Raw genomic sequence first — 21,870 nt, 5'->3', positions numbered from 1 at the left:
TCCTGGACCGTCAGTCAAGGCGAGCGCTGAGCCGGGTGTCGAATATGCTCTCAGGCATGGGGCGATTGTCTGGAGATATCACCGCAGGTCATTCACGTCATGCTCACTGAAAGACATCTGCAGATTTTCATTGCACTCGCCGAGGAGCAGCACTTCGGCGACGCGGCCCGGGTCGTCGGCATCACCCAGCCGCCGCTGTCCCAGGGCCTGCGTCGCCTCGAGGCCCTCGTCGGCGCCAAGCTGTTCGAACGCGGCGCCGGCCGGGTCGAGCTCACCCCCGCCGGAGCCGCGCTGCTGCCGTACGCACGCCGCGCGCTGACCTCGATCGAGGAGCTGCACCAGGCTGCGGTCGCCCGCGATCCCGAAGGGCCGGAGATCCGGCTCGGTCTGGCGCCCGAAGTCCCGCCCTCGGCCGGTGCTGCCGTCGCGGCCGCGGCCGGCGCGGTGATCCCGGGCAGCCGGGTCACAGTCGTCACCGCCTCGACGAGCTCGCTGATCAACCAGGTCACCACGGGCCGGTTGACGCTGGCCGCCGTACTGCATCCCGTCGTGCTGGACGGCCTCGAGGCCGGTCCGGTCTCGCTGCTTCCGACCTGGGCGCTCGCGCCGGCCGGCTTCGTGGACGAGGAGGTTGTCGGATTGCGGCAGCTCAAGGGATTGCCGGTAGCGATTCGCCCGCGGACGGAGGCTCCGGCGGCCCGCGACCTGTTCCTGGACACGCTCGCCCTGCATCGACCCACCGGCGGCACGGTCGTCGTCACCGATGAGCGAGCCGGTCTGGCGATGGCCGCAGCGGGCCAGGCGATCGTGGTGACCGCCGATCCGGCGCTGACCGCGCCCGGCGTGACCCGGCATCGCCTCGCCGACGATCCGCTGCCGTTGCGGCTGCGGCTGGTCTGGTCGAGGACGCGTACGCCGTTCCTCCGCCCGAACGACGTGATGGCCCAACTGACCGAAGCGCTGGTGGCCTCGTGAACGCCCGCATCCGCGCGGTCTTCGAGGACGCCGGTGTCCGCGGCTGGCTGCACGCGGTCGCGCTGGACGAGCCCGACGCGACGGTCGAGGTCGACGCGGACGGGATCGTGCCGCTGGCCTCGGTGTACAAGCTGCCGCTGCTGGCCGGGTTCTGCCGGCTCGTGGATCTCGGCGAACTCGATCCACGGCAGCAGCTCACGCTCGACCCGGCCACCAAGACCGGTGGGCCGACCGGGCTGTCCACCTTCGCGGACCCGGTCACGGCGTCGCTGCGGGACCTGGCGCTGTCGATGATGACGCTGTCCGACAACGCTTCCGCGGATGCGCTGCTCGACATCGTCAGGCTGCCTCGGCTAGCGGAGCTGCTCACGTCGTTCGGTCTGCAGCGGACCTGGGTACGACGTGGTACCGCGGGCAACCTGCGGGACCTGCAGCGTCGTACCCGAACGAACGATCCGGATGCGGCACTCGCCGTACTCGCGGACAACGACCAGACCGATCCGGCCGGCGTCTATGAAGCGGTGAACGCATCGGCATCCAGCGCCCGCGACATGACGCTGTTGCTGCGGCGGTTGTGGGCGGGGGAGTTGCTGTCGCCGGGGCAGACCGAGTTCGTCAAGGCGACCATGCATAGGCAGGTGTTCCTGCACCGATTGGCGTCCGGCTTCCCGCACGACGGCGTACGCGTCGCGGGGAAGACCGGGACCTTCGGCGCCCTGCGGCATGAGGTCGGCGTGATCACGCTTCCGGGCGGTACGGCGTACGCCGTCGCGGTCTTCACCCTCGCCGCCCGCGGCGACATCCGGCAGCCACGCGTAGACGCCGCCATCGGGGAGGCCGCCCGCGTGGCTGTGGACCTGCTGCGTTAGACGATCGCGAACGCCTCGATTTCCACCAGGGCGTCGGGGCTGAACAGGGAGACCACCTGGACCGCCGTGCTCGCGGGTTTGTTGCCGGGGATGTATTTGTCGCGGACGGCGCGGATCGCCGGCAGGTACGCGATGTCGGTGACGAAGACCGTCAGCTTCGCCACCTGCTCGAAGGTCGCGCCGGCGCCGGCCAGGCATCGCTCCAGGTTGGCGAACACCTGCTCGGCCTGGGCGCCGGGATCGCCGATGCCGACGAGCTTGCCGTCGGGGTCCAGGGCGACCTGTCCCGCGATCGCCACCCACTGCCCGTGACCGGTCACGACATGGCTGTAACCGTTGCCGGGGGCAACTCCAACTGCGCTCGGATACTCCAGGTTGCTCATGCACCAGATATACCCCGGCAAGGGTTGAGAAACCGGTTTCCGTCGGGAGAGGATACGGGGGTGGGCCGGACACCGAAGGACTCGATCACGATCGCCGACGTCGCACGGCTGGCGGAGGTGTCGCGGGCGACCGTGTCCCGGGTGATGAACGGCCGGCTCACTGTCGCACCCGAGATCGTCGCCCGGGTGCGTGCGGCCGCCGACCGGCTCAACTACCGGCCCAGCGACCTGGCCCGCAGCCTGTCCCTCGGCCGGACGAACATGGTCGCGCTGGTGGTCCCCGATCTGGGCAACCCGCTGTTCCAGCAGATCCTTCGCGGCATCACGAACGCATCCGCGGCGGCCGGGTACCGGGTGCTGGTCGCCGAGACCGACGAGGACCCGACCGCCGAGGCCTCGATCGCGATCGAGGCGCGACGGCGATGCGATGCGCTGATCATGGTCTCGCCGCGGTTGGACGAGGAGCGGTTGCTCGAGCTGTTGCCGCAGGTGCAGCCGGTCATCCTCGTCAACCGGCAAGGCCCGGAGGACGTCTCGTCGGTGGTGGTCGATTACGGCCGCGCCGTACGGATCGTGGTCGATCACCTGGTCGGGCTGGGGCATCGGCGGCTCGCGTTCTTGTCCGGCCCGGCGGCGAGTGCGTCGAACACGCTCCGGCTACGAGCTCTTGAGATTGCCGAGCGGGAGATCCCGGGGCTGGAGCTTGTCCGGCTCGAGTGCGGGCGGTCGATCGAGGACGGGTACGCCGCGGTGGAACGGGTGCTCGAGTCGCATGTGACCGCGGTGGTCGCGTTCAACGATCTGGTCGCGTTCGGTCTGCTGGCTCGGCTCAACGAGGTCGGCGTCGCTGTACCGGCTGATCTGTCGGTGACCGGGATGGACGACATCGGGCTGGCGCGGTTCGCCGTACCGTCGCTGACGACGGTTCGCGTGCCGCAGAAGGACCTTGGGGAGCTGGCGTGGCGGCGGTTGCATGCGTCGATCGCGGCACCGAACGGCGACGCGGACGACGTACCTGAGCTGCGGCTGGCGGTCCGTGCGAGCACGGGGCCGGTGCCGCAGGCGCCGCGGTCGTCCGGTGGTACGGCGCCTGGCCGGCTCGCGTGGCAGCAGCAGGGCGACATCTTCGCGCTCGGGAGCGATTCGGGCCTGCTCGCGCGGTACGAGTTCGGCCGGCGGATGCCGCAGGTGCACGCGCCGCGGCCGTACCTGCACCCGGTTCGTACGCTCGGCGGGCATCCGCTGACCGAGGTCAGTCCGGTCGATCACCGGCATCACTACGGCGTCTCGCTCGCCGTACCGGTCGTCAACGGCACCTCGCACTGGGGCGGCCGGACGTACGTTCGCGACCAAGGCCCGACCCTGCTGACGAACCACGGTCAGCAACGCAGTCGTGGCGTCACGGCCGACGGTCACGAGCTGATCGACGACATCACCTGGTACGACGAACAAGGCCGGCCGCAGCTCGTCGAACGTCGTCGTCTCGTCGGCGAACTCGCTGCCGGCGGCTGGCGACTCGACTGGCAGAGCGTCCTGACCGCGCGCTACGGGTCGGTGCAGATCGAGAACCCGACCACGGCCGGCCGGGAAGGCGCCGCGTACGGCGGGATCTTCTGGCGCCTGCCAGTGGCCGGGACTACGGTGCTGTCGGCTGATGGTGAGGGCCTCGACGCCGCCTTCGGTTCGACAAGTCCGTGGCTGGCCTTCGTCCAGGGTGACGTGACGCTCTTGCTGGTGCAGCCCGACGACGTACGGCGTTGGTTCCTCCGCACGGACTCGTACGTCGGTGCGTGCCCGGCGCTTGCCTGGGACAGCCCGCTCACGCTGCAACCCAACCAGGAGCTGACGCTGTCGCTCACCGCGCTCCTGCTGGATCGGCCGGTCGACCTCGCCGAGGCTAAGTCGTTGGCAGACCAGTTGTAGGTGACGACGCCAGCGCGGACTGCCAGCGGCGGGGGACCCGACCGGCGAGGCGCGCGGCTCGTCCTGCGGAGACAGCATCACGCATCGCGGCGGCCATCAAGGCAGGCTTCTCCGCACGTGTCACCGGGGTCGCGAGCATGACCGCGTCGCACCCGAGCTCCATCGCCAGCGCGGCGTCACTCGCCGTACCGATGCCGGCGTCGACGATGACCGGAACGTTCGCCGCTTCCGCGATCAGCGCGATGTTGTGCGGGTTGCGGATCCCGAGCGCCGAACCGATGGGTGCGGCCAACGGCATGACAGCCGCGCAGCCTGCCTGCTCGAGCCGGCGGGCCAGGATCGGGTCGTCGTTCGTGTACGGCAGCACGGTGAAACCGTCCGCCACCAAGGCTTCCACGGCATCGAGCAGCTCGAACGGGTCGGGCAGCAGCAGGTGATCGTCGGCGACGACCTCGACCTTGATCAGGTCGGTCTCCAACGCCTCCCGCGCCAGCTTCGCGGTCAGCACGGCCTCGGCGGCGGTGTGGCAACCGGCCGTGTTCGGCAGGACGTCGATGCTGTGCTTCTTGAGTACGTCGAGCACCGAGCCCTCGTGCCCGGTCCCGAGGCGGCGCATCGCGACCGTGGTCAACTGGGTGCCAGAGGCAATCAATGCCTCTTCCATCACTTCCAGGTTGGCCGAACCGCCGGTCCCCATGATGAGCCGGGACGTGTACGTGCGCCCGCCGAGCTCCAGTGGATCGTCCATCTCAACCTCCCTGCGTCGCGCTGACGATCTCGACCCGGTCGCCTGGTTGGAGCGCCGTCTGCGCCCACTCGGCTTTGGTCAGCACGTTCTGGTTCACCGCGACCGCGATACCGGTCGTGCGATCGGAGTACTCCGTGATCAACTCGGCCACGGACTTGCCGGCCGGCACGTCAACCGCCGTACCGTTCACCCAGACGGATTCCATCGCTTCCTCCCTACGCCGGAATTACCCGATTCAGGTTCAGCGGTCGGTGACGGTGCAGTCACCCTCTCAGCCCACTCCCTGCGAGCTCCCGCGGACCTCTCGACTATAGCGCCCGGGCCGCTATCGTGACCAAAGGTGTCCGGGAGGGGAGCGGCTTGGCCAAGCGGGTTGGGATCTCGGATGTGGCGGCCCGGGCGGGCGTCAGCCCGACGACGGTTTCGCATGTGGTGTCCGGGCGGCGGCATGTGTCGGAGGCGACCCAGGCCCGGGTGCGGTCGGTGATGGACGAGCTGGGCTGGGAGCCGAACCAGCTCGCGCGCAGCCTGCGGATGCAGCGGACGCAGACGATCGCGCTGATCGTGCCGGACATCACCAACCCGTTCTACCCGTCGGTCGCGCGCGGCCTGCTCGACGTGGTCAGCGAGCCCGGGTACCAAGTGCTGATCGGAAACACCGACGGCTCGCCTTCGGCTGAGAAGGATCTGGTCGCACGGATGGTAACTCGCAGCGTCGATGCGATCGTGTTCGCCGGCTACTACAGCAAAGCGAGCGACGTCGCGGCGGCCGTCGAGGCTGGGATCCCGGTGGCGCTGATGGGCGGGCGTCGGGCCTCGGCGGGTATCGACGTACTGACCTCTGATGACCTCGCGGCGGGGGAGATCGCGACGCGGTACCTGATAGGTCGCGGCTATCACCGGATCGGCTTCATCACCGGTCCGTCCGGTGACGGTCCGCCGGCCGACCGCGTGCGAGGCTACCGGCGCGCGCTGACGTCGGCCGGGCTGCGGTTCAACAGCCAGTTGGTCGTCCGCGAGGAGTTCTCCCGCGCCGGTGGTACGTCGGGTCTGGAGCAGCTGCTCGAACTACGCAAACCGCCGCGGGCGGTGCTGTGCACGAACGACATGGTCGCGATCGGAGCGCTCGACGTTGCCCGCGCCCGGGGCCTGCGCGTACCCGATGACCTTGCCGTGATGGGTTTCGACGACATCGAGGCCGCCGCGCTGATCTCGCCGTCGCTGACCACGATCGCGGGCGATCCGCGCGAGCAGGGTCGCGCGGTCGGCCGGGTGCTGCTGGGCAGGCTGGCGGGGACGGCCGCCGGCCTGCCGCAGCGCATTCTGTTCGCGCCTTCCGTCGTACCGCGGGAATCCGCCTAAGGGGCGGTCACCGAGGTCACGGTCGAGCCCGAGATGTACGTCGGCCAGACGCCGACCGTGACGGTGATCTGGCCGTTCGCGTTGGGTGTCATCGTGCTGGTCAGCCCGTAGAGGCTGGTGACCTGGACGGGGCCGGTCGCGTTGACCGTCACCGTCGTGTTGGATCCGGACGCGGCCCAGATCGCGCGGAACGGCGTACCGTCGTTGCCTGCGTAGACCTGGTCGATCAGACCGTTGCCCGGGTACTCCTTGCCGAGGAACGTCGCGCCGCGGAGCTGACGAGCAGCTGTCGCATAGGCGACGTACGACGGCTTGGGCGTGTACTTGCCGAGCGCGTCCGCCTCGTTGTGCACGAGCCCGAAGTTGTTCTCGGCCGCGGCCGGGTCGATGCCGTCGTTCTTGAAGTCGTACATGTAGAACCGGTCGACGTCGTGGCCGGGGACGTTGAGCATCTCGCGGGCCATGTACATCGCCTGCGTGGGCTCGTCGACCGGGACCGCGCTGCCGGAGCCGGTGTACCAGCCGGCCTCGGTGATCCAGATCGGCTTGTCGACACCGCCGTTGTACTGCCGGATCGTCGCGCGCACCTGGTCGATCGCCGTACCGAGACTCTCCGGCGCGTGCAGGAAGTTGTACGGGTGGATGGACACGACGTCGAGGTACTTGAGCCCGCCCAGCTGGCAGAACGTCGTGAACCAGTCCTGCTGTGTCACGTCGGTGTCACCGCCGCCGACGATGGTGAGATCGGGATGCGTGGCCTTCAGCTTGGTGTACGTCGCCTTGAGCAGCGCGAGGTAGCTGTCCGGAGACTTGTTCGCCGGACCGGCCGCGTTGACGTCCCACTCGTTCCACACCGCGAGGTTGTGGACCTGCGGGTACTGGTTCGCCAGCGCGTTGGCGTAGTTGGCGAACGCGGTCCGGCCGGCGTCGGTGTACGGCGCGTTGAAGAGCTGGTCGGGGCAGTCGTAGAGGCAGTTGCCGTAGTCCGCGACCATCAGCGGGTCGAGACCGTTCGACTGGAAGGACTGCAGGTAGGTGGTGACCTTGGCCGGGAACGCGTACGTGCCGGCTGTGGTCTCGGCGGCGGACCAGTACGCCTCATCGCGGGCAGTCCGGGCACCCGCCTGGCTGACGAGCGGGATCGCGTCCGGCGCCCAGGACCCGGCGAAGTGCGTGCCGACCCCGTTGTACGTCGTGGGCGTGGTCGCCGCGACCGCGTCGACGTTGACGGAGGCCGTCGTACCGCCGCCGATGATCAGGCTCTTGTCCAGCGTGAGCATGATCGCCTTCGCGGGACCGTGCCAGACGCCGTCGTCGGCGCCGCCGAAGTGCAGGTAGCCGGTGCCTCCGTTGAAGGTGGTGACATTGAGCTGCTGCCACGCCGTGGAACCGGACAGCGTCAGGCGTTGCTGGTGGACCTGGCCGGTCGCGTCGGTCAGCCGGAGACCGATGGCCGACAACTGACTCGTCTTCACCCATAGGCTCAGCGCGGTCAGGTTGATCGGCGTCATCGTGCGCTGGATCGCGACGTAGTTGCCGCCGCCCGTGAAGTCACCAGAGAGCTTCGCGGACTGTGCGCCGGCCTGCAGGTTCGACGTGTCGTAGGTGAGGCTGCCGGTCGCGCCGGCGAACTCGCTGCCGGGGTAGAACGACCAGCCTTCGGCCGCGCTCTCGTAGTCGCCGAGCGGTGTGGTCGGCTTGGTCGACAGGGCGTTGACGGTGAAGTCGTCGAGGCTCACGCTGCTGCTCGTCGCGCCGGTGATCGCGCCCTTGTCGAGAACGATCTCGAGGCCCTTGGCGGGACCGTGCCAGACGCCGTCGTTGGCGCCGCCGAAGTGGACGTACTGCTTGCCGCCGTCGAACCGGGAGACGCCGAGCGGCTGCCAATCAGTTGCCCCGGACAACGTTAGGCGCTGCTGGTGGACCTGGCCGGTCGAGTCGGTGATGCGGAACGTGAGGAACGTCAGGTTCGGGGACTTGGCCCAGAAACTGACGCTGGACGCGTTGACCGATGGGAGTGTGCGGTTGACGCTCACGTATGCCCCGCCGGCGCTGAAGTTCCCGGACAGTTTGCCCGAGCTGGTGCCATCGTGGTTGTCGGTCGTGTCGAGTGCGAAGCTTCCGGTTGCACCCGGGAATTCGCTGCCCGGGTAGAAGGTCCAGCCTTCCGCGGTGTTCTCGAAATCGCCGACACGGTTGGTGGTGAGGCCGGCGACCGACGACGTACTGAGTGGGCTGAGGATGGCGAAGGTGGTTTGCGCGCTGACTGTGCCGGCTTGGACGGTCAGCTTGTACCAGCCTCGGGTGGTGACCGAGACCTGCAGCGTGCTCGCCGCGGCCTGGCTGCCGGTCGCGACGACGGTGCCGTTGACGTCGGCGGCCGACCAGGTGACCGACGATGCGTCTGTACTGAGGCCGATCTTGACCTGTTGGCCGTCGGTGAACACGTTGCCGAGGGTGATGGGGGTGAGGGCGAGAGTCGCCGCGTGGGCGGGGGCGGTAGTGCCGAAGCAGAGCAGGAGAATTCCCAGAACGATGGCAAGACTACGTCTCATGCCGACTCCTTGATCAGGGCGGTAAAGGTGAGACGTCGGCTGCCACGACGTGATGCAAATCGATTTGTACTATCGCTGTGGGTGATCGCTGTGTCAACAGCTCGCGACCGCCTTGACGTCAGGTGGGCTCGGCGCCGGTGAGGAGGGCGGCGAGTTCGGTGGGGCGGTACAGCACCTGCTTGCCGGTGCGTTGCGGCTCGACGAGTCCGGTACGACGGAGCAGTTGGAGATGCTGGCTCACCGCCGACGGCGTCACCTTCAGCTCGCCGGCCAGGTCGGTCGTGGTGCGGGGATGCGTCAGCAGCTCAAGGATGTGCGCGCGCGGCGTACCGATCAGTTGAGCCAGATCTTGTTGTGATGGTGGCTCGACGACCGACCACAGATTGGCCTGTCCGCGAGGCGGGTAGCCCAGGATCGGGTCGGCTCCTGGGTCGAACGGGATCACGGCGTGTGGGCCGAACAGGCTCGGCTGGAGCACGAGGCCGCGGCCGTCGATCGCTTCGGTCCGGCTCACGGCTGCTACGCGGTCGACCTTGAGCAGTCCGTCGGCGTACGTGATCGCGGGCGCCAGCCCGTTGAGCATGGCGCCGGTCCCGTGCTGGGTGAGGACGTGGCCGCGGTAGCTGATGTCCGCCGAGAGGAGCGTGCGCATCCGGTCCCAGTACGGCGCCATCATGGCGTCCCAGTACTGGCGCAATGCCTCGAGGACCTTGTCGATGGTGAGGTCCTTGGGGAGTTCGCCGTGGACCGCTCGGAACTGTCGGGCGAAGGTCTCGCTGCCCACTTCGGCGATCAGTTGGAGTTCGTCGGTGAGCTGGGTGAGCGGGGAGGTGGGCCGCGGGGTCAGGAAGTCCGGGCTCCCCATCGTGTCGTTGACGAGCCACCGCAGTACGTCCCAGTTGAGCTCTTTTGTGCGTGGCTGGACCGCCCGCACCCACCCCAGCTGCAACGGAAACCGACCGGGCTCTTTGAGGGCTCGGAACGATAGCACCATCTCCGCAACCGGCGAAACCGCAAACCGCACCTCCGCCAGATCCCGCGAGGTCAGCTTGTACGTCAGCACTCAGGCCGGACCGTTCCCATAGCCAAGATCGTTGGCAATATCGAAACTCTGCGACCCGAACTCGGTCTGCGGCTCCGCCACGTCCGTCCCCAGATCGAACCCGACCTCAGCCTCTTCCTCACTCAGATCCGGCTGAACTGGATCCTGATCACTCATCAACCCCTCCTCGCTCTCGTCCGTACGACGGCAGTATGAACCACTGCTGTTGCTACTAGGGTGACCGAGGTGACGTCAGAAGAGCCGCCGGCCGTCTGGTGCATCGTCGCCAACGTCGTCGAAGAGCGACCGTACGGACCTGGCGGTGCACAGACTCGGCGCGGCCTGAAGATCTTCCCCGCGGGCGCCAAGCTCTACGTCCCCGACGGCTTCGGCGGCATGGGCTGGGAGACCGTCGAGGTGGTCGGCAGGGGCCGGGGCTCCGCGCGCTTCGTCGCCGCAAGGGTCCAGACCAGGCAACTGACCAACTGGCGGGTCAAGGCCGTCTACAGCCCGGCCGCCTTGCAGCAGATCGAGCGCATCCGGGCCGGCCGCGCCGGTTTCTGGCTTCGGTCCACCATCACCGATTTCACCAGCCAGGCGTACCACGATGCGCTCGTCGAGGTCGCGACTGCGCTCGCGACTCCCTGAACTGTCGGTGGCTCGTGGCAGGGTCGGTGGTTACTTCATGAGTGGAGGGTTGCATGGGTTTCCGGACGATGGACGATGACGAGGCGGCCGAGTTTCTGGCGCAGCCGTTGGTGGCTGTGCTGGCGATCGACGATCCGGGCTGGTCGCCGCATGTGACACCGGTGTGGTTTCACCACTTGCCCGGCGAGAACAGATTCCAGGTGATGACGCCGGCGAAGTCGAAGAAGGCTCGGCTGCACCGTGAAGGGTCAGGCGAGCTGTCGCTCTCGGTGCAGACGGCCGACGGACCAACTGCGACGTACCTCAATATGCAAGGCGTTGCCAGGCTGCTTCCGCTGAGCCCTGACCTGCTCAACGCGATGGTGGAGAAGTACCTGCCGGAGGAGTTCCGCGCGGCGTACCTGGCCGATCCACCCGAGGACTCGATGTTCGACATCACCCCGCGACGCATCACCACGGGGGTCATCGGCTGACACTTCGACCCGCTGTCTCGTCGGACCCAGTATGACGACGACACTCAACCAGCTCACCGGTGACTACGTGCTCGACGCCGCGCGGACGCGGCTCGGGTTCGTCGCGCGCCACCGGATGGCCACCCGGGTGCGCGGCCGGTTCGACGTGTTCGAAGGCGCCGTGCACCTGGACGGCGACGATCCGGCCAGGTCGAGCGCCCAGCTCACGATCCGCGCGGACAGCATCGAAACCGGCGACCGACGCCGCGACGCCCAGCTCCGCAAGGACTTTCTCGGCGCGGAGACGCATCCGATCATCACCTTCGTGTCGACGAAGGTCTCGCAGGTCGATCGGGCGAGGTTTGACGTCACCGGCGACCTGACGATCCGCGGCATCACCCACCCGGTAACGGTCCCGTTCGAACTCGTCTCCACGCCCGGCGGCGACATCGCCTTCGCCGCCGCACTGACCATCGAACGCGCCCGCTGGCAGGTCAACTGGAACGCCTTCACCACAGCCTTGGTCAGCCCGACCGTGGTCCTCGACCTCCAGGTCTTCGTCGCCGCCTAATCCTCGCAGGCGATCCCGTCGTGATCGGCATCCAAACGGTACTTGTCGGTCCCGATGACCTGGATCGGACCTTGGACGTACTCCGGCCCGTTCCCACTCCCACCCGAACAGTCGACATCACTAGCGATCGGAACACACCCGGAGTAGTTCGGATCACACCCCGACGGCTCCTCCGGCTCGTCGACCTTGGTCCCGACAGCGGTGATCTGCGTCCGCGGCTCCTTAGCAACCTCCTGCCTAAGCAGGTGTTTCGCCGTCTGCACGCCATTCACAAACGTCACCCGATACGTCAACCGCCGCGTCCCGTTCACACCCTTAGTCCGAACCGTCTTCTCCCCCTTCGGAAGCGAGTCATCGGTCACCGTCCTCTTCTTGAACGGAATGACACGCAACTCGACAACCTCTTTCGACGTCGTCGCGGTCGTCGGCTTCGCTGTGGCCTTGGTGATCGGCGCGGGAGTGGTCGTGGCCTGGCTGATGACCGGCGACGGTCGCGGTGTGGCCGTGACGTGGACGCTGGCGATCGCAGCCGGCTGCTCGGCCGTCGTACCCGAGTCCGCCCCACACCCAACAACAAGCCCGCCGACCCCCACAACCAGCGCAGCACGAATCAACAACACGATGTTCCCCCCAACCCGCCGTCGGTTCCCCCCGCGGCAGGACTACCAGCACCCGGACCCCCCGGGCGAATTCCGATCTGTACCACCATCGCGCGGTACCCCGCGAGACCTCACGCCTCACTGCGTCACTTCCGTGACCTACCACGCAGTACCGGTCGCACCGGACACACCAGGATCGACGGCAGCCCGCAGGCACGGCGACTCCCAACGAACCCCAACCACCACACACCGTAACCACCCCGACGATCACCCCCGCCCAAGCAATCCGACCCCAAACCTGACACACTGTTCCCCTCACCAACTGAGGGCCTCTAGCTCAACTGGCAGAGCAGCGGACTTTTAATCCGCGGGTTGTGGGTTCGAGTCCCACGGGGCCTACCCGTTTCCGCAGGTCAGGCGCAGTTTGGCGCCTCGGCCTGGAAAGTTGGGTCTGCGCAAACTCTGCCAATACTCCGAGTGGCCGGTGCATGCCCGTTTCAGAGGGGTCGGCGGCTCCGCGCAGCCAGCTGGCGGCGCGTTGCTGAGCGACGTTTCGCATCGTGTCGCACTGCTCCCGTTTCGTCCGATCCCCGGCCCGCCCAGACGTTGAGCTGCCACGTGCAGCTGGACTGTGGAGGGCCTAGATGAGCAGACCGCACCTTCCGATCGGAACATGGGGCAACGTCCGATCCCGTGCTCAGAGGAAGGACGCCGAGGGCAAGGTGGTCGCCTGGCGCGCGTCCGCGTACTTCCGTGACCACGACGGCCATACCCGTGAGGTCACCGCGTCCGCCAAGACCAAAGGCGCAGCCGAGCACCGCCTACTCACGAAGCTACGAGACCGGGCAAAGGTCTCGCAGTACGGCGAGCTGAGCCCGACGGACAAGATCAACGACCTCATCGACCTCTGGATCGAGAAGCTCGAGGAACGTATCGAAGACGGCCGGCGATCACCGACGACGCTGACGACGTACCGCACAGCCATCAAGAACTACGTGCGTCCTGCCCTCGGTGAACTCCTGATCGGTGAGGCAACGACACCCCGCATCGACAGAGTGATCGGAACCATCAAGCGCAACGCCGGCCGCCCCACCGCGAAGACTTGCCGCGCGGTCATCTCCGGGATGATGCAACTCGCCGTCCGGTACGGCGCCCTGACTGTCAACCCGGTCCGCGAGGTCGAAGCAGTCGAGGCCGGCCCAAAAGACCCGCCCCGAGCGCTGACCACCGAAGAGATCGCCCTCCTGCGCCAACAGCTGACCACCGATGAAGCCGCCCGGCACGCCGACCTACCGGACCTCGTCGTCTTCATGCTCGGAACAGGCGTCCGAATCGGTGAGTCTCTCGCGGTCCTGTGGTCGCAGGTCGACCTAGAAGCCAGCACCGTCCAAATCACTCACACCGTTGTTCGCGTCCCAGGCCAAAGCCTGCTCCGCAAGGCACCGAAGTCGAGGGCGGGTGTACGTGCCCTACCCCTGCCCGACGGGGCCGTCACCATGCTCCGCCGCCGCCACGCAGCCGGCGTGAGCCTCGACGACCCCATCTTCGCCGACTCCCTCGGAGGCTTCCGAGACCCCTCCAACGTCCGCCGAGCCCTCCGCCGAGCACTGTCCCCCGTAGCCAGCACCGCCCGCCGCGACCTAGGCGAGACCCTCCGATCCGCCCGCCTCCAAACCGGCCTGACCCGCAAACAGGTCGCCACGAAACTCGGCTGGCCAAAGACCAGACTCGAGCTAATCGAGAACGGCCGCATCAAGCTCGACCGCGAACTCGTAGCCACCCTCGTCAAGACCTACCGCATAAACCTCAACGCATCGCCCACCCTCAGCGCCCAAGTCGACCAGGCAGCCCGACCCTCACCCTCAGACGCTTTGACCTGGATCCGCTCCCACACCTTCCGCAAAACCACCGCCACCGCCCTAGACCGCCGAGGCCAATCCGCCCGCCAAATAGCCGACCACCTAGGCCAAGCCCAAGTCTCCATAACCCAAGACGTCTACATGGGCCGCCGAATCCACAACCCCTCCGCAGCCGAAGCCCTAGACCAAGAATTCGCCAACCTCGGCCTCTGGTGAGAATACCCGGCAATGCCTAAAACGGGTGGCGGCTGGCGCTGGCACTCGGGACGGATGAAATGTCGCTCGGCTGACGTCGCTACGGATTGGGGTCACAAGCCCGCCCTGAAGGTTGACATAAGATGGCCTTCAGGGTCCCGTGATTGTTGCATCAGCACGTGAGTGCATCTCTTAGCCTCAACCCGCCCGGTCGGATCGATGGCTTAGGCCAGGGACGCCAGGGTTGGCCTCATGTGTTTCGTAGTCAGGCTCCGCCATGGTCCGGACAACAGCGGCTCGCTCATCGGTGGCGACCGCCGCGACAGGGTCGGCTATGTGACTACCTGCGAATTCCGGTCACGGATGGCGACCGTCTGTGCGCCGCTGGCTGGGAGTGGAACGCTTTTCGCCCCGGGCGCTGGCCTCGGAAACGCTGAGACCGAGTGAAGGAGGTAGACCTGGTCTGCGGGAGCACCGGCGGCAGGGAGGTCAGGCTTCATGTGCAATCCCGACGCCGAGACGCTGCGAGTAGGGATCGTGCCGCGGCCTCCGTCGATCCTGACGAGCTGTACGCGAATGTCAGCGACGTCGAGGTGGTCGTGGTCCATGTGGTGTAGGGCCTCGAGGACGGGCAGCACCTCGATCCGCCCGGCGGCTACCTTGACACGCTCGGAAATTCCGGCGAGCGCCATCACGCGTCTGCGACCACCCACGTTTGCGACTGAGGCGATCTTCAAGCCAGCGGTCGCCCCCTTGTCAGTCGGTATCGTGAGGTGATCAGCAAGGTGATGCAGCTCAGTGGACTTGGCCGGCGCTAGCGCTCGTACCAGACCAACAGCAAACACGAGGCTCGAATCGTCGAATGGATCCCCCCGATGTCTGCCAAGACCGTGAGAGTTTCGCATCGAAAAGATGCCTTCCTCAGATGACTGTTTGGTACAGCCGCAAGTCCCAGGCTCACAGTACAGAAGGGCATCCTCTCGCGCACACTCACCTCACTGGCCCATCGGCGGACCGAGGCTTAAGCGGCTGATACCTTCCAAGCTGCCTCGACCCTTGCGAGGAACTCCTCACCGCGCAGCCTCGTTGAGTCGCTAATCGAGTAGGCCAGCAGGATGGCCGCTCGAGCTCGTGGACGTCCAATGAGATCGAGCCGATCGAGCACTTCGTAGTAGGGAACCGGGAGATCGATTGACTGGTGGGTAATCTCCTCAACGCAGAATGACTCGACCCAAGCTCGTACATCCTGGCCCGCGCGGATCCGTCGCTTCTTTCGCTCGACATTCCTGATCAGCTGCTGCTTACGTGATTCGCCGAATGACGCGTTGAAGTCGTTGCATACGGACTCGAAGACTGACGCCGGTTCAGCCTGCGCGTGATCCCGCCATGCAGACGTCAGCCCCCGATCGCGGCGTACTCGGCTACTGATGCGAGCGAGCTGCGACAGCGCGCGCTGGAGTAGCAGCGACAATGCGTCTCCGGCGATCTGCCAAGATCCGTTGTCGGTGGTCCACTTCTCGTAGAAGGCCACTGCTTGGGCATTGTCGTCGTGTTGTCTTGCTGTTCGGAGCTGGTAGATCGCCTCATCGAATTCCCGGATGTCGCGATGGCCCTCAACACCTCGAAGAAACGCAATGTCGGCAGCCATGGCTTCGCGAAAGAACTTATAGTACTCGGAAACCAGCCTGTCGAAACTGTCCTTAGATGTGACGATGGGGTGGACGTCAGGCGCGGATTCGTACGTCAGATCGGCGCCGGTGCAGGCCTTCTTGTTGAAGCCTATGGCCTTGAGATGATGCGTCATCGGCTCTGCGGCGTCCGGAACATCGTGCGCGGTTCGGCTACGGCACCGCGAGTGAGCTTGAAGCCGATGATAAAGCCCGGGAGTTGCTGGTTCCTAGCGAACTCTTGCGAAGCGGAAAACAGCCGCGGCTCGAACCAGAGGGTCGTGGCAAGCTCCTCAACGCGCACCTTCCCCCAATTGCCACCCACCGACTCGATTCGGCCAGTGTGCACGAGGGGCTTCCGGTCGCTATCTGCCAGGACGAGCACGGTGTTGATGCGGCGAGCCAGCTGACGAGTGAGATTCTCTACCTCGCGAAAGGTGCTCGTGGCGTCCGAGTAATTTCCCAGCGCGAAGTACGCAAGACCCTCGACGAAGAGGAGCTTGTATCGGTCGGGAAGTTCCGCGTCCTGAAGAGCGGCAGACAGCCGTAGTAGGGTCCGGACCGTTGCATCCGAGAGGTGGATGGGCACGCGCTCGCCCTGGAGGAGGTGACTCCCCGTCAAGTCCTCCCAAGTGAGCTCCAGCAGCAACTGCGCACACCGCCAGTCCTGCTGCGTCGTCCGCGGCGCTGCCCAAAGCCGATCGAGCGCGGCGCGTTTGCCAGACTGGCCCGTCTCGGCTTCGAACTTCGCCAGGAAGTACGTCGCGGCAGGATCATTGTTGACCTCAAGGCTACGGAGCCGCTCCCAGACGGCATCGTCGTTTCCGAGGAGCTCCTGTAGCTGCTTGAGGCGCATGTCTAGCTGGGCGCGCTGCCTCTCGTTGAGCGCGATGCGGTCGACCGAGTCGAGCGTGGCGACAGCGTTCGCCAACCGGTTGAGACGCTCTTGCGGGGGCAGATTTTCTGTCCGAACGGCATCAAGCGTCGACCACGCGAGGACGTCGAGGGGGTGGAGGTTGCCCGGATCGATTGCCCGCGCGTCCATCACTGCTCGAAGGATTTCGTCCAGTCTCCCCACGAGGTTCGCCGGCTGTTCCGACGTTCCGTCTCTCTGGATTTCGTGCATGATCGATCCGAGCGTCGACGCCAGTTCGACAGTCAGAGAAAGCCGCATCATGCCGCGAAGGTCTGAGTTGGCTAAGACCTCATTCAGCAAGTCGCTGTTGTGCTCGAGACTGGAGATGCGGTCGGCGGGCGTCCCCTGCTGTGCTTCCTGCTGCCAGTGCACAAAGGCGCGAGCGAAGGTGGACTCCTGAAGCACGAGCCTGGGGTGCACTCTGCCCGAATCTCCTCTGCGTTCGCGGAGCGCTTCCGAGATTTCGTGGAAGTACGGTCGATACCTCGGGCTGCGGGAGTTAGGGCCTATTCGCTCCAACAGCGAGACGACGAACTGGACCTCATCGGCTCCGCTGCTGAACCCCTCCACGATTCGGACGTTTCGGATCGCCTCAGTCACGACCTCGATCTCTACTTCAAGCGGGATCTCGTGTTGTGCGAGCAGTTCGGCTTCCAGGTGAGAGCGTGCAGTCAGGAAGTACTCGCCGCTGTCATCGTCGACCTCGCGGATGATGTCGAACGCGCGCAGTGCATCCCGGATGCTCTGAGAGCCCTCTCGACCGAGGATTCGGAGCGCGAGGTCGATCGGCACTGGAACGCCATGCCGACCGGCAACCAACACGAGCGTCGTTACCCGCTGGATTGAGGTGCGCTCACGGAACGTCTGCTCGTTGAGTGGCTTCTCGTCGTTGTCAGTTTCTGGGGCCAGCTCGAGAAGCTCGAGCCCCGCGGCCTGCAAAGCTGCGGCCATCGCCGTGAGACGGTTCTCTCGCGTGGCCTCAACGCCGCGCTTGCGCACCAGCTGCTCCATGCCCTTCTCGGCGGCGCGCAGCTCGTACGAGAGACCTCGCCGGAGTGCGGACTCAGTCTCAGGGAGCATGTGGTAGAGAAAGGCCAGAAAGCTCGAATCGAGTGCACCCTTCGGCGCCGCGAATTCAACCCCGAATGAATTGAGGAGCGCCAGGAGCTGCGTCGACTCGCCAGCACTTAAATCGGCGGGGGCCGGGATGAACTGCGAATTGCTGAGTCGAGAAGTCTCGCTGTCCGGTTGGTACGCAGATCCGACGATGAGAACCTTGCGGCCTCGGTTCTGCAACTGGCGCGCGAGAGCTTCGTACTCACCGGGGTGAACCATGCCGTCCCAGATCAGGACAGTGGCCTTTGCGCCGCGCTCCTCAGCCCAGCCGGCATACATGTCGATGTCATCGAATGATGGGCGAACCGTCCGTCGGGACTGATGCAGAATGGCGAACTCACCTTCCTGCGCGAGCTTCATCGCGAGCGCAGCCAACGCGATGGTCTTGCCGGTTGCAGTCTGCCCGATGAGCACAACGGGGCTGGGAAGACCTCGCTCGTGCAGCCGTTCGGTCACAGCCGTCGCAAGCTTCTCCTCGAAGTCACGTGTGACGTTCATTCCAGCGGCGATACCACGCCATCGGGGAGAGCCGTCCGGTGCCCCAGTGAAGTTCCGAAACTCCTGGTAACGGGCCGCCTCAGAACTGAAGACGGGCGGCGTCAATAACTCAAGGTCGACAGGACGGGCTGACCGTCGAATCTGGTTCCACGTGTGAATGTCAATCTCAGTGAATCCGTCGCCGAGCGCGATGACATGGCCGGCAACCCTGCCACGGACGTCATTGAGGTCAAGTTTGACCGCCCCAGACTCAGCCAGGACGCTCAGGGCTTCACTCAGATCTTGGTCATGTAGGACCAACTGACCCGCGTTCGCCAGACTCTTGACATACATGTCGTCGGCCCATCTGGCCGCAGAGAAGAGGTGGGCTTGTCCGGGGCCGAGTGGACGCAACGCAGGAATGAGTTCGGAAGATTGAAGTTTGTCACCAGGTCGCCAACCATCGATCACAATGACGCCCCTGGGAGTCACCGTTTCTCCCGCCAGGCGGGAAAGCTCCTGCAGCGCCCGGAGGCGCGTGTCAGCCGCCTCGAGGATATCCTTCGCAGGCTGCTCGGGCTCGGGAAGGTGTTCGCCACCGAAGAGGTAACAGACCTGAAGATCAGTCTGACTTCGAGAAGCGTTCGCGGACATCGCGGCTACCGACGAGACGGTTCGCTGGTCAGTGCGCAGTCGATCAGCAATGCCCTTGCCGGTGTTCGACGTGTAGACGCCGCTCCACGGATACAGGGCGGTCGGCGAATCGCCAGCGAGAGTGGCCGACTGTCCCAGGAGAAGAAATGATGGGCCACTAGCGAGCCGCGCGGCGAAGCGGTGCAGTTCGGACGACTGTTCGCTCATCGTTCTCCTCATTGTGCAAAGTCGACCATCATAGCAAAGGTAGTCGCGGCCAGGCCAGTGTCGTGACCGCCTGGGTGACGAATTACAGGCACCATCGGCCGTCGCCAAGCGATCGGCGTGAAGCGGACCGTGGATCGTTTTCAGCCCACGTCGACCCCGCGGCCTCGTTGCGATGTCCTCGGCAAAGCCACGATCGGCCACCGTCGACATCCACGCCCCCAGCGGCTACTCCAGATCTCGCACGGCAACCAACTCATTCCCGCGTCCCCACAAGCAGATCAGTAGTAACGCATGTTTGTCACCAGGAATCTCGACTAGCGTCAACGCATGAGTCAATCAATACGGCAATCGCAGTGCGATAGTCGGCTATCTAGGGCCCGAGCGTCCCAGCCTTGCCGCGAAGCTCCTCCTGCGCTCCACGAAAATCCTCGATCCACTCGGCCGTCTCGTGAGAGACCGCTTCGTTGGTACGTGCTATGAGAGTGACGGCAATCTGCGCAATCAAGCCATTTCGATCCTTATGCAATGGATTAGCCGCCAATACGGAGAGTAGTTCAGCCCGCGCCGATGCGATCTCACTCTCTATGGAAATAGCCGTCCTGACATACCGTGACCAACTTGCTGAGAATCCGAAAGCTCGATCTCCCAGCAGGCACCCGGCGGCAACTAGGAGACCCAAGTAGCCCCAATCGGAACTTATGTGAGAATCAGAAGCCAACGCGAAGAATGGGACGCCTGAACCGATGACGCCGAGGGCTATAGTCATCACTCGCAGCAATTTGGAAACACGTGACGGCCAAACCCGCCTGGCCATGTACCAGTCAAATGCTTCGGTGCATTGGCTCTCAGCCCACTCGTAGACGGCAAGCGCCGACACATCCTCGTCTCGAATGTGGAACGAGTCGTACGAAGGAAGGGGGTTTATCTGGATCGCTCTAGCCACGGCCGGCACACATAGTAGATTGGATTGAACTATTCAAAGCAACTTCCTAACTATGCTCAGAATAAACGGCCCGAGTTAGGTCCAGAATAGACAGGGGTCTAAACGGTCCGGTGTGGCGCCCGGACAACTCGTCGAATATATATTCCAGATGGTATTCGATCCCGGCTATCCTCGGCGTCAACTTGAGGAGTTCCTCTTGTGTGCTCACCCACCGATAGTCCATGACCTCATCGGAATCCACGAGAACATGATCATCCTCAACGTCGATGCAAAAGTGTGCTGCGGCTCGGTTGCCTAATGAGTCATACGAGTCGGTATAGAAGGCAAGCCCCGACGTTCGCAGCCCGGTTTCTTCTCGAACCTCTCGAACTGCAGCTTCAGTCAAGGTCTCGCAAAGCACACGGCGATCGTCGCTATCGCCGAACCTGTCATTCTGTTCGAAATAGTGAACTCGCCCTCCCGGGAACGCCCAATGACCACCAAATCGACTATCGTCACGCGCGCGTCTGATGACGAGGAACCTGCCGAAATAGTGAGGCGTTGCAGTGACAGTGACGCCTGATGCCTCACCGAGGTACCTGCGCATTAGCGCGCCTCCCGTTTTTGATTGTCGCCGACGAGTTGGAGCAACAGCTCTTCCAGACGCCCTGTATGCGTCACACCAGCATCGAGGCGTCGTATGACATCCTCCAGTGCGACGCCCGCCTCAAGATCGCCGAGCGAATCGGCCAACATTCGCGCTCCGCTTCGAATCCTCAGGGCGACGCCAGACGAAGTCACGCAATTTACTCGTGCGTCGCGCAGTGCGGAACGGCTAGGATTGAGAATCACCCAACCTTTCGCTCCAGGCGGCGGAGAGAACTCCACTGGACCATCAGTGACGTCGCTGGCAAGTCTGAGGCGAACTACCCGCCCACCTATATTGAACGGCTTCCAATCGCTAAGATCACGGGCGTCGAAATCAATCAGCTCCGGCTGCACAATCCGGTCTATTCGGGCGTCCAATACGTCCCCGCGACGCCAGTCGGCAACCGGGAGACCAGAGGCCAGTAGCATCGCGCGCTCAAATTCCGGGGTCCTGTAAGCCACGTGATTCGGTAGGAGATCGAATCTCCCGCGCGCGGCGAAAAAGTCCATGCAATATGTTCGGATAGCTTGCGATGCCCTCGAAGATAAGCGCTGTGGCAATACTAGACAGACGCGTGATCCGGGCTCCAAGACAGGCGCTACTGCGCTAAGCCAAGCTCGGTAGTCGTCAAAATGCCATGGAGGATCGATGAAGTAGACTCCGATGCCACATCCGCCCATGCGCAGCGCTTCAGTTACGTCGAGTCGACGATGATCAATCCGTGGACTGGTTCCGATTGAGACCCAAGGAGACGCGTCGACGAGAATAGTTCGGGACATCGATTCTGCGGCCCGAAATGCCACTGTCGGGCAACCAATTGAAATGACCGGATCCCCAGTCTGAACAAAGGACGTAACTAGGCCATCGATCGTGTCCTCGGTGAAATACCACTCCGACATTAGAAGGTCATTCTCAGCGGTCCTCCATGGCGGCCGTCGCGCAACTTCCGTAGCCGGCTCCGCTGATCCCGGGGTTCTCGAAAAAGCATGAACCGTAGACTCTTGCAAGAGACTAAGCGGTACCGTCGGAAAGGCGCCCTCGCACTGGAACACGGCCTCCGCCGGAGCTAGATGGCGGTCAA

20 protein-coding genes, 1 tRNA gene and 1 riboswitch are annotated in these 21,870 nt (G+C 64.9%); of the genes, 9 read left to right on the top strand and 12 right to left on the bottom strand.

Annotated features, from left to right (window positions below; all coding sequences use genetic code 11):
- Window positions 1–99: 99 nt before the first annotated feature.
- Entirely contained in the window at window positions 100–975 is an 876-nt protein-coding gene (locus ABT313_RS14020; RefSeq protein WP_350852292.1) for a LysR family transcriptional regulator, read from the top strand.
- The gene (locus ABT313_RS14015; RefSeq protein ID WP_350852289.1) at window positions 972–1,844 is read left to right on the top strand and encodes a serine hydrolase; all 873 of its coding nucleotides are present in this window, start codon (window positions 972–974) and stop codon (window positions 1,842–1,844) included. Before ABT313_RS14020 ends, ABT313_RS14015 begins: the two co-directional genes overlap by 4 nt.
- Here the strand turns inward: ABT313_RS14015 and ABT313_RS14010 are convergent.
- The gene (locus ABT313_RS14010) at window positions 1,841–2,227 is read right to left on the bottom strand and encodes a RidA family protein (protein WP_350852286.1); all 387 of its coding nucleotides are present in this window, start codon (window positions 2,225–2,227) and stop codon (window positions 1,841–1,843) included. The genes ABT313_RS14015 and ABT313_RS14010 overlap by 4 nt on opposite strands.
- A 60-nt stretch (window positions 2,228–2,287) precedes the next feature.
- On the opposite strand from ABT313_RS14010, the gene ABT313_RS14005 reads away from it, so the two are divergent.
- The gene (locus ABT313_RS14005) at window positions 2,288–4,150 is read left to right on the top strand and encodes a DUF6807 family protein (RefSeq protein ID WP_350852283.1); all 1,863 of its coding nucleotides are present in this window, start codon (window positions 2,288–2,290) and stop codon (window positions 4,148–4,150) included.
- On the opposite strand, the gene ABT313_RS14000 is transcribed toward ABT313_RS14005, so the two are convergent.
- A complete protein-coding gene (locus tag ABT313_RS14000; RefSeq protein ID WP_350852280.1) occupies window positions 4,125–4,898 on the bottom strand; it encodes a thiazole synthase in 774 nt (257 codons plus the stop codon). The two genes, ABT313_RS14005 and ABT313_RS14000, sit on opposite strands and share 26 nt — an antisense overlap.
- Window position 4,899: 1 nt before the next feature.
- Window positions 4,900–5,103: a sulfur carrier protein ThiS gene (thiS, locus tag ABT313_RS13995; protein ID WP_134105784.1), complete on the bottom strand. Its 204-nt coding sequence runs from the start codon at window positions 5,101–5,103 to the stop codon at window positions 4,900–4,902.
- A riboswitch (TPP riboswitch) is annotated at window positions 5,094–5,205 on the bottom strand. Its footprint overlaps the gene before it by 10 nt.
- A 53-nt stretch (window positions 5,206–5,258) precedes the next feature.
- On the opposite strand from thiS, the gene ABT313_RS13990 reads away from it, so the two are divergent.
- A complete protein-coding gene (locus tag ABT313_RS13990) occupies window positions 5,259–6,260 on the top strand; it encodes a LacI family DNA-binding transcriptional regulator (protein ID WP_350852277.1) in 1,002 nt (333 codons plus the stop codon).
- On the opposite strand, the gene ABT313_RS13985 is transcribed toward ABT313_RS13990, so the two are convergent.
- The 3 genes from ABT313_RS13985 to ABT313_RS13975 all read right to left on the bottom strand — a co-directional run bounded on the left by ABT313_RS13985 (window position 6,257) and on the right by ABT313_RS13975 (window position 10,034).
- Entirely contained in the window at window positions 6,257–8,815 is a 2,559-nt protein-coding gene (locus ABT313_RS13985; protein WP_350852274.1) for a glycosyl hydrolase, read from the bottom strand. The two genes, ABT313_RS13990 and ABT313_RS13985, sit on opposite strands and share 4 nt — an antisense overlap.
- A 118-nt stretch (window positions 8,816–8,933) precedes the next feature.
- Window positions 8,934–9,809: an ArsR/SmtB family transcription factor gene (locus ABT313_RS13980; protein ID WP_502883978.1), complete on the bottom strand. Its 876-nt coding sequence runs from the start codon at window positions 9,807–9,809 to the stop codon at window positions 8,934–8,936.
- 69 nt (window positions 9,810–9,878) lie between these two features.
- A complete protein-coding gene (locus ABT313_RS13975; RefSeq protein WP_350852268.1) occupies window positions 9,879–10,034 on the bottom strand; it encodes a hypothetical protein in 156 nt (51 codons plus the stop codon).
- A 69-nt stretch (window positions 10,035–10,103) separates the two neighbouring features.
- Here ABT313_RS13975 and ABT313_RS13970 point away from each other — a divergent pair, with 69 nt between their 5' ends.
- From ABT313_RS13970 to ABT313_RS13960, 3 genes are read left to right on the top strand one after another with little or no spacing between them, the layout of a single operon-like run.
- Entirely contained in the window at window positions 10,104–10,505 is a 402-nt protein-coding gene (locus tag ABT313_RS13970) for a hypothetical protein (RefSeq protein WP_350852265.1), read from the top strand.
- Window positions 10,506–10,558: 53 nt separating this feature from the next.
- Window positions 10,559–10,978, top strand: coding sequence for a pyridoxamine 5'-phosphate oxidase family protein (locus ABT313_RS13965; protein WP_350852262.1), 420 nt, complete (start codon window positions 10,559–10,561; stop codon window positions 10,976–10,978).
- A gap of 31 nt (window positions 10,979–11,009) precedes the next feature.
- Window positions 11,010–11,528, top strand: coding sequence for a YceI family protein (locus ABT313_RS13960; RefSeq protein ID WP_350852259.1), 519 nt, complete (start codon window positions 11,010–11,012; stop codon window positions 11,526–11,528).
- On the opposite strand, the gene ABT313_RS13955 is transcribed toward ABT313_RS13960, so the two are convergent.
- Window positions 11,525–12,148, bottom strand: a complete 624-nt coding sequence (locus tag ABT313_RS13955) for a G5 domain-containing protein (RefSeq protein WP_350852256.1) — start codon at window positions 12,146–12,148, stop codon at window positions 11,525–11,527. The genes ABT313_RS13960 and ABT313_RS13955 overlap by 4 nt on opposite strands.
- Before the next feature lie 305 nt (window positions 12,149–12,453).
- Here ABT313_RS13955 and ABT313_RS13950 point away from each other — a divergent pair.
- Both ABT313_RS13950 and ABT313_RS13945 read left to right on the top strand, forming a co-directional pair.
- Window positions 12,454–12,526: transfer RNA gene (locus ABT313_RS13950), tRNA-Lys, on the top strand.
- A 245-nt stretch (window positions 12,527–12,771) separates the two neighbouring features.
- Entirely contained in the window at window positions 12,772–14,202 is a 1,431-nt protein-coding gene (locus ABT313_RS13945; RefSeq protein WP_350852253.1) for a helix-turn-helix domain-containing protein, read from the top strand.
- Between the two features lie 1,000 nt (window positions 14,203–15,202).
- On the opposite strand, the gene ABT313_RS13940 is transcribed toward ABT313_RS13945, so the two are convergent.
- From ABT313_RS13940 to ABT313_RS13920, 5 genes are all read right to left on the bottom strand, one after another.
- Entirely contained in the window at window positions 15,203–15,985 is a 783-nt protein-coding gene (locus tag ABT313_RS13940) for a hypothetical protein (RefSeq protein WP_350852250.1), read from the bottom strand.
- Complete coding sequence (locus ABT313_RS13935; protein ID WP_350852247.1) at window positions 15,982–19,218, bottom strand: P-loop NTPase; 3,237 nt, start codon at window positions 19,216–19,218, stop codon at window positions 15,982–15,984. Before ABT313_RS13935 ends, ABT313_RS13940 begins: the two co-directional genes overlap by 4 nt.
- 370 nt (window positions 19,219–19,588) lie before the next feature.
- Complete coding sequence (locus ABT313_RS13930; protein WP_350855083.1) at window positions 19,589–20,095, bottom strand: SLATT domain-containing protein; 507 nt, start codon at window positions 20,093–20,095, stop codon at window positions 19,589–19,591.
- Window positions 20,096–20,207: 112 nt separating this feature from the next.
- Window positions 20,208–20,747 carry an NUDIX domain-containing protein gene (locus ABT313_RS13925; protein WP_350852245.1) on the bottom strand — a complete coding sequence of 180 codons (540 nt, stop codon included), beginning with the start codon at window positions 20,745–20,747 and terminating at the stop codon, window positions 20,208–20,210.
- A complete protein-coding gene (locus tag ABT313_RS13920) occupies window positions 20,747–21,298 on the bottom strand; it encodes a hypothetical protein (RefSeq protein ID WP_350852242.1) in 552 nt (183 codons plus the stop codon). The genes ABT313_RS13925 and ABT313_RS13920 overlap by 1 nt, the downstream gene beginning before the upstream one ends.
- Window positions 21,299–21,870: the final 572 nt, after the last annotated feature.

It is taken from the genome of Kribbella sp. NPDC000426, assembly GCF_040300265.1.
Taxonomy (GTDB): Bacteria; Actinomycetota; Actinomycetes; order Propionibacteriales; family Kribbellaceae; genus Kribbella.
The sequence above is the reverse complement of the archived record's forward strand: the minus strand, read 5'-3'. Positions and strand labels throughout refer to the sequence as shown.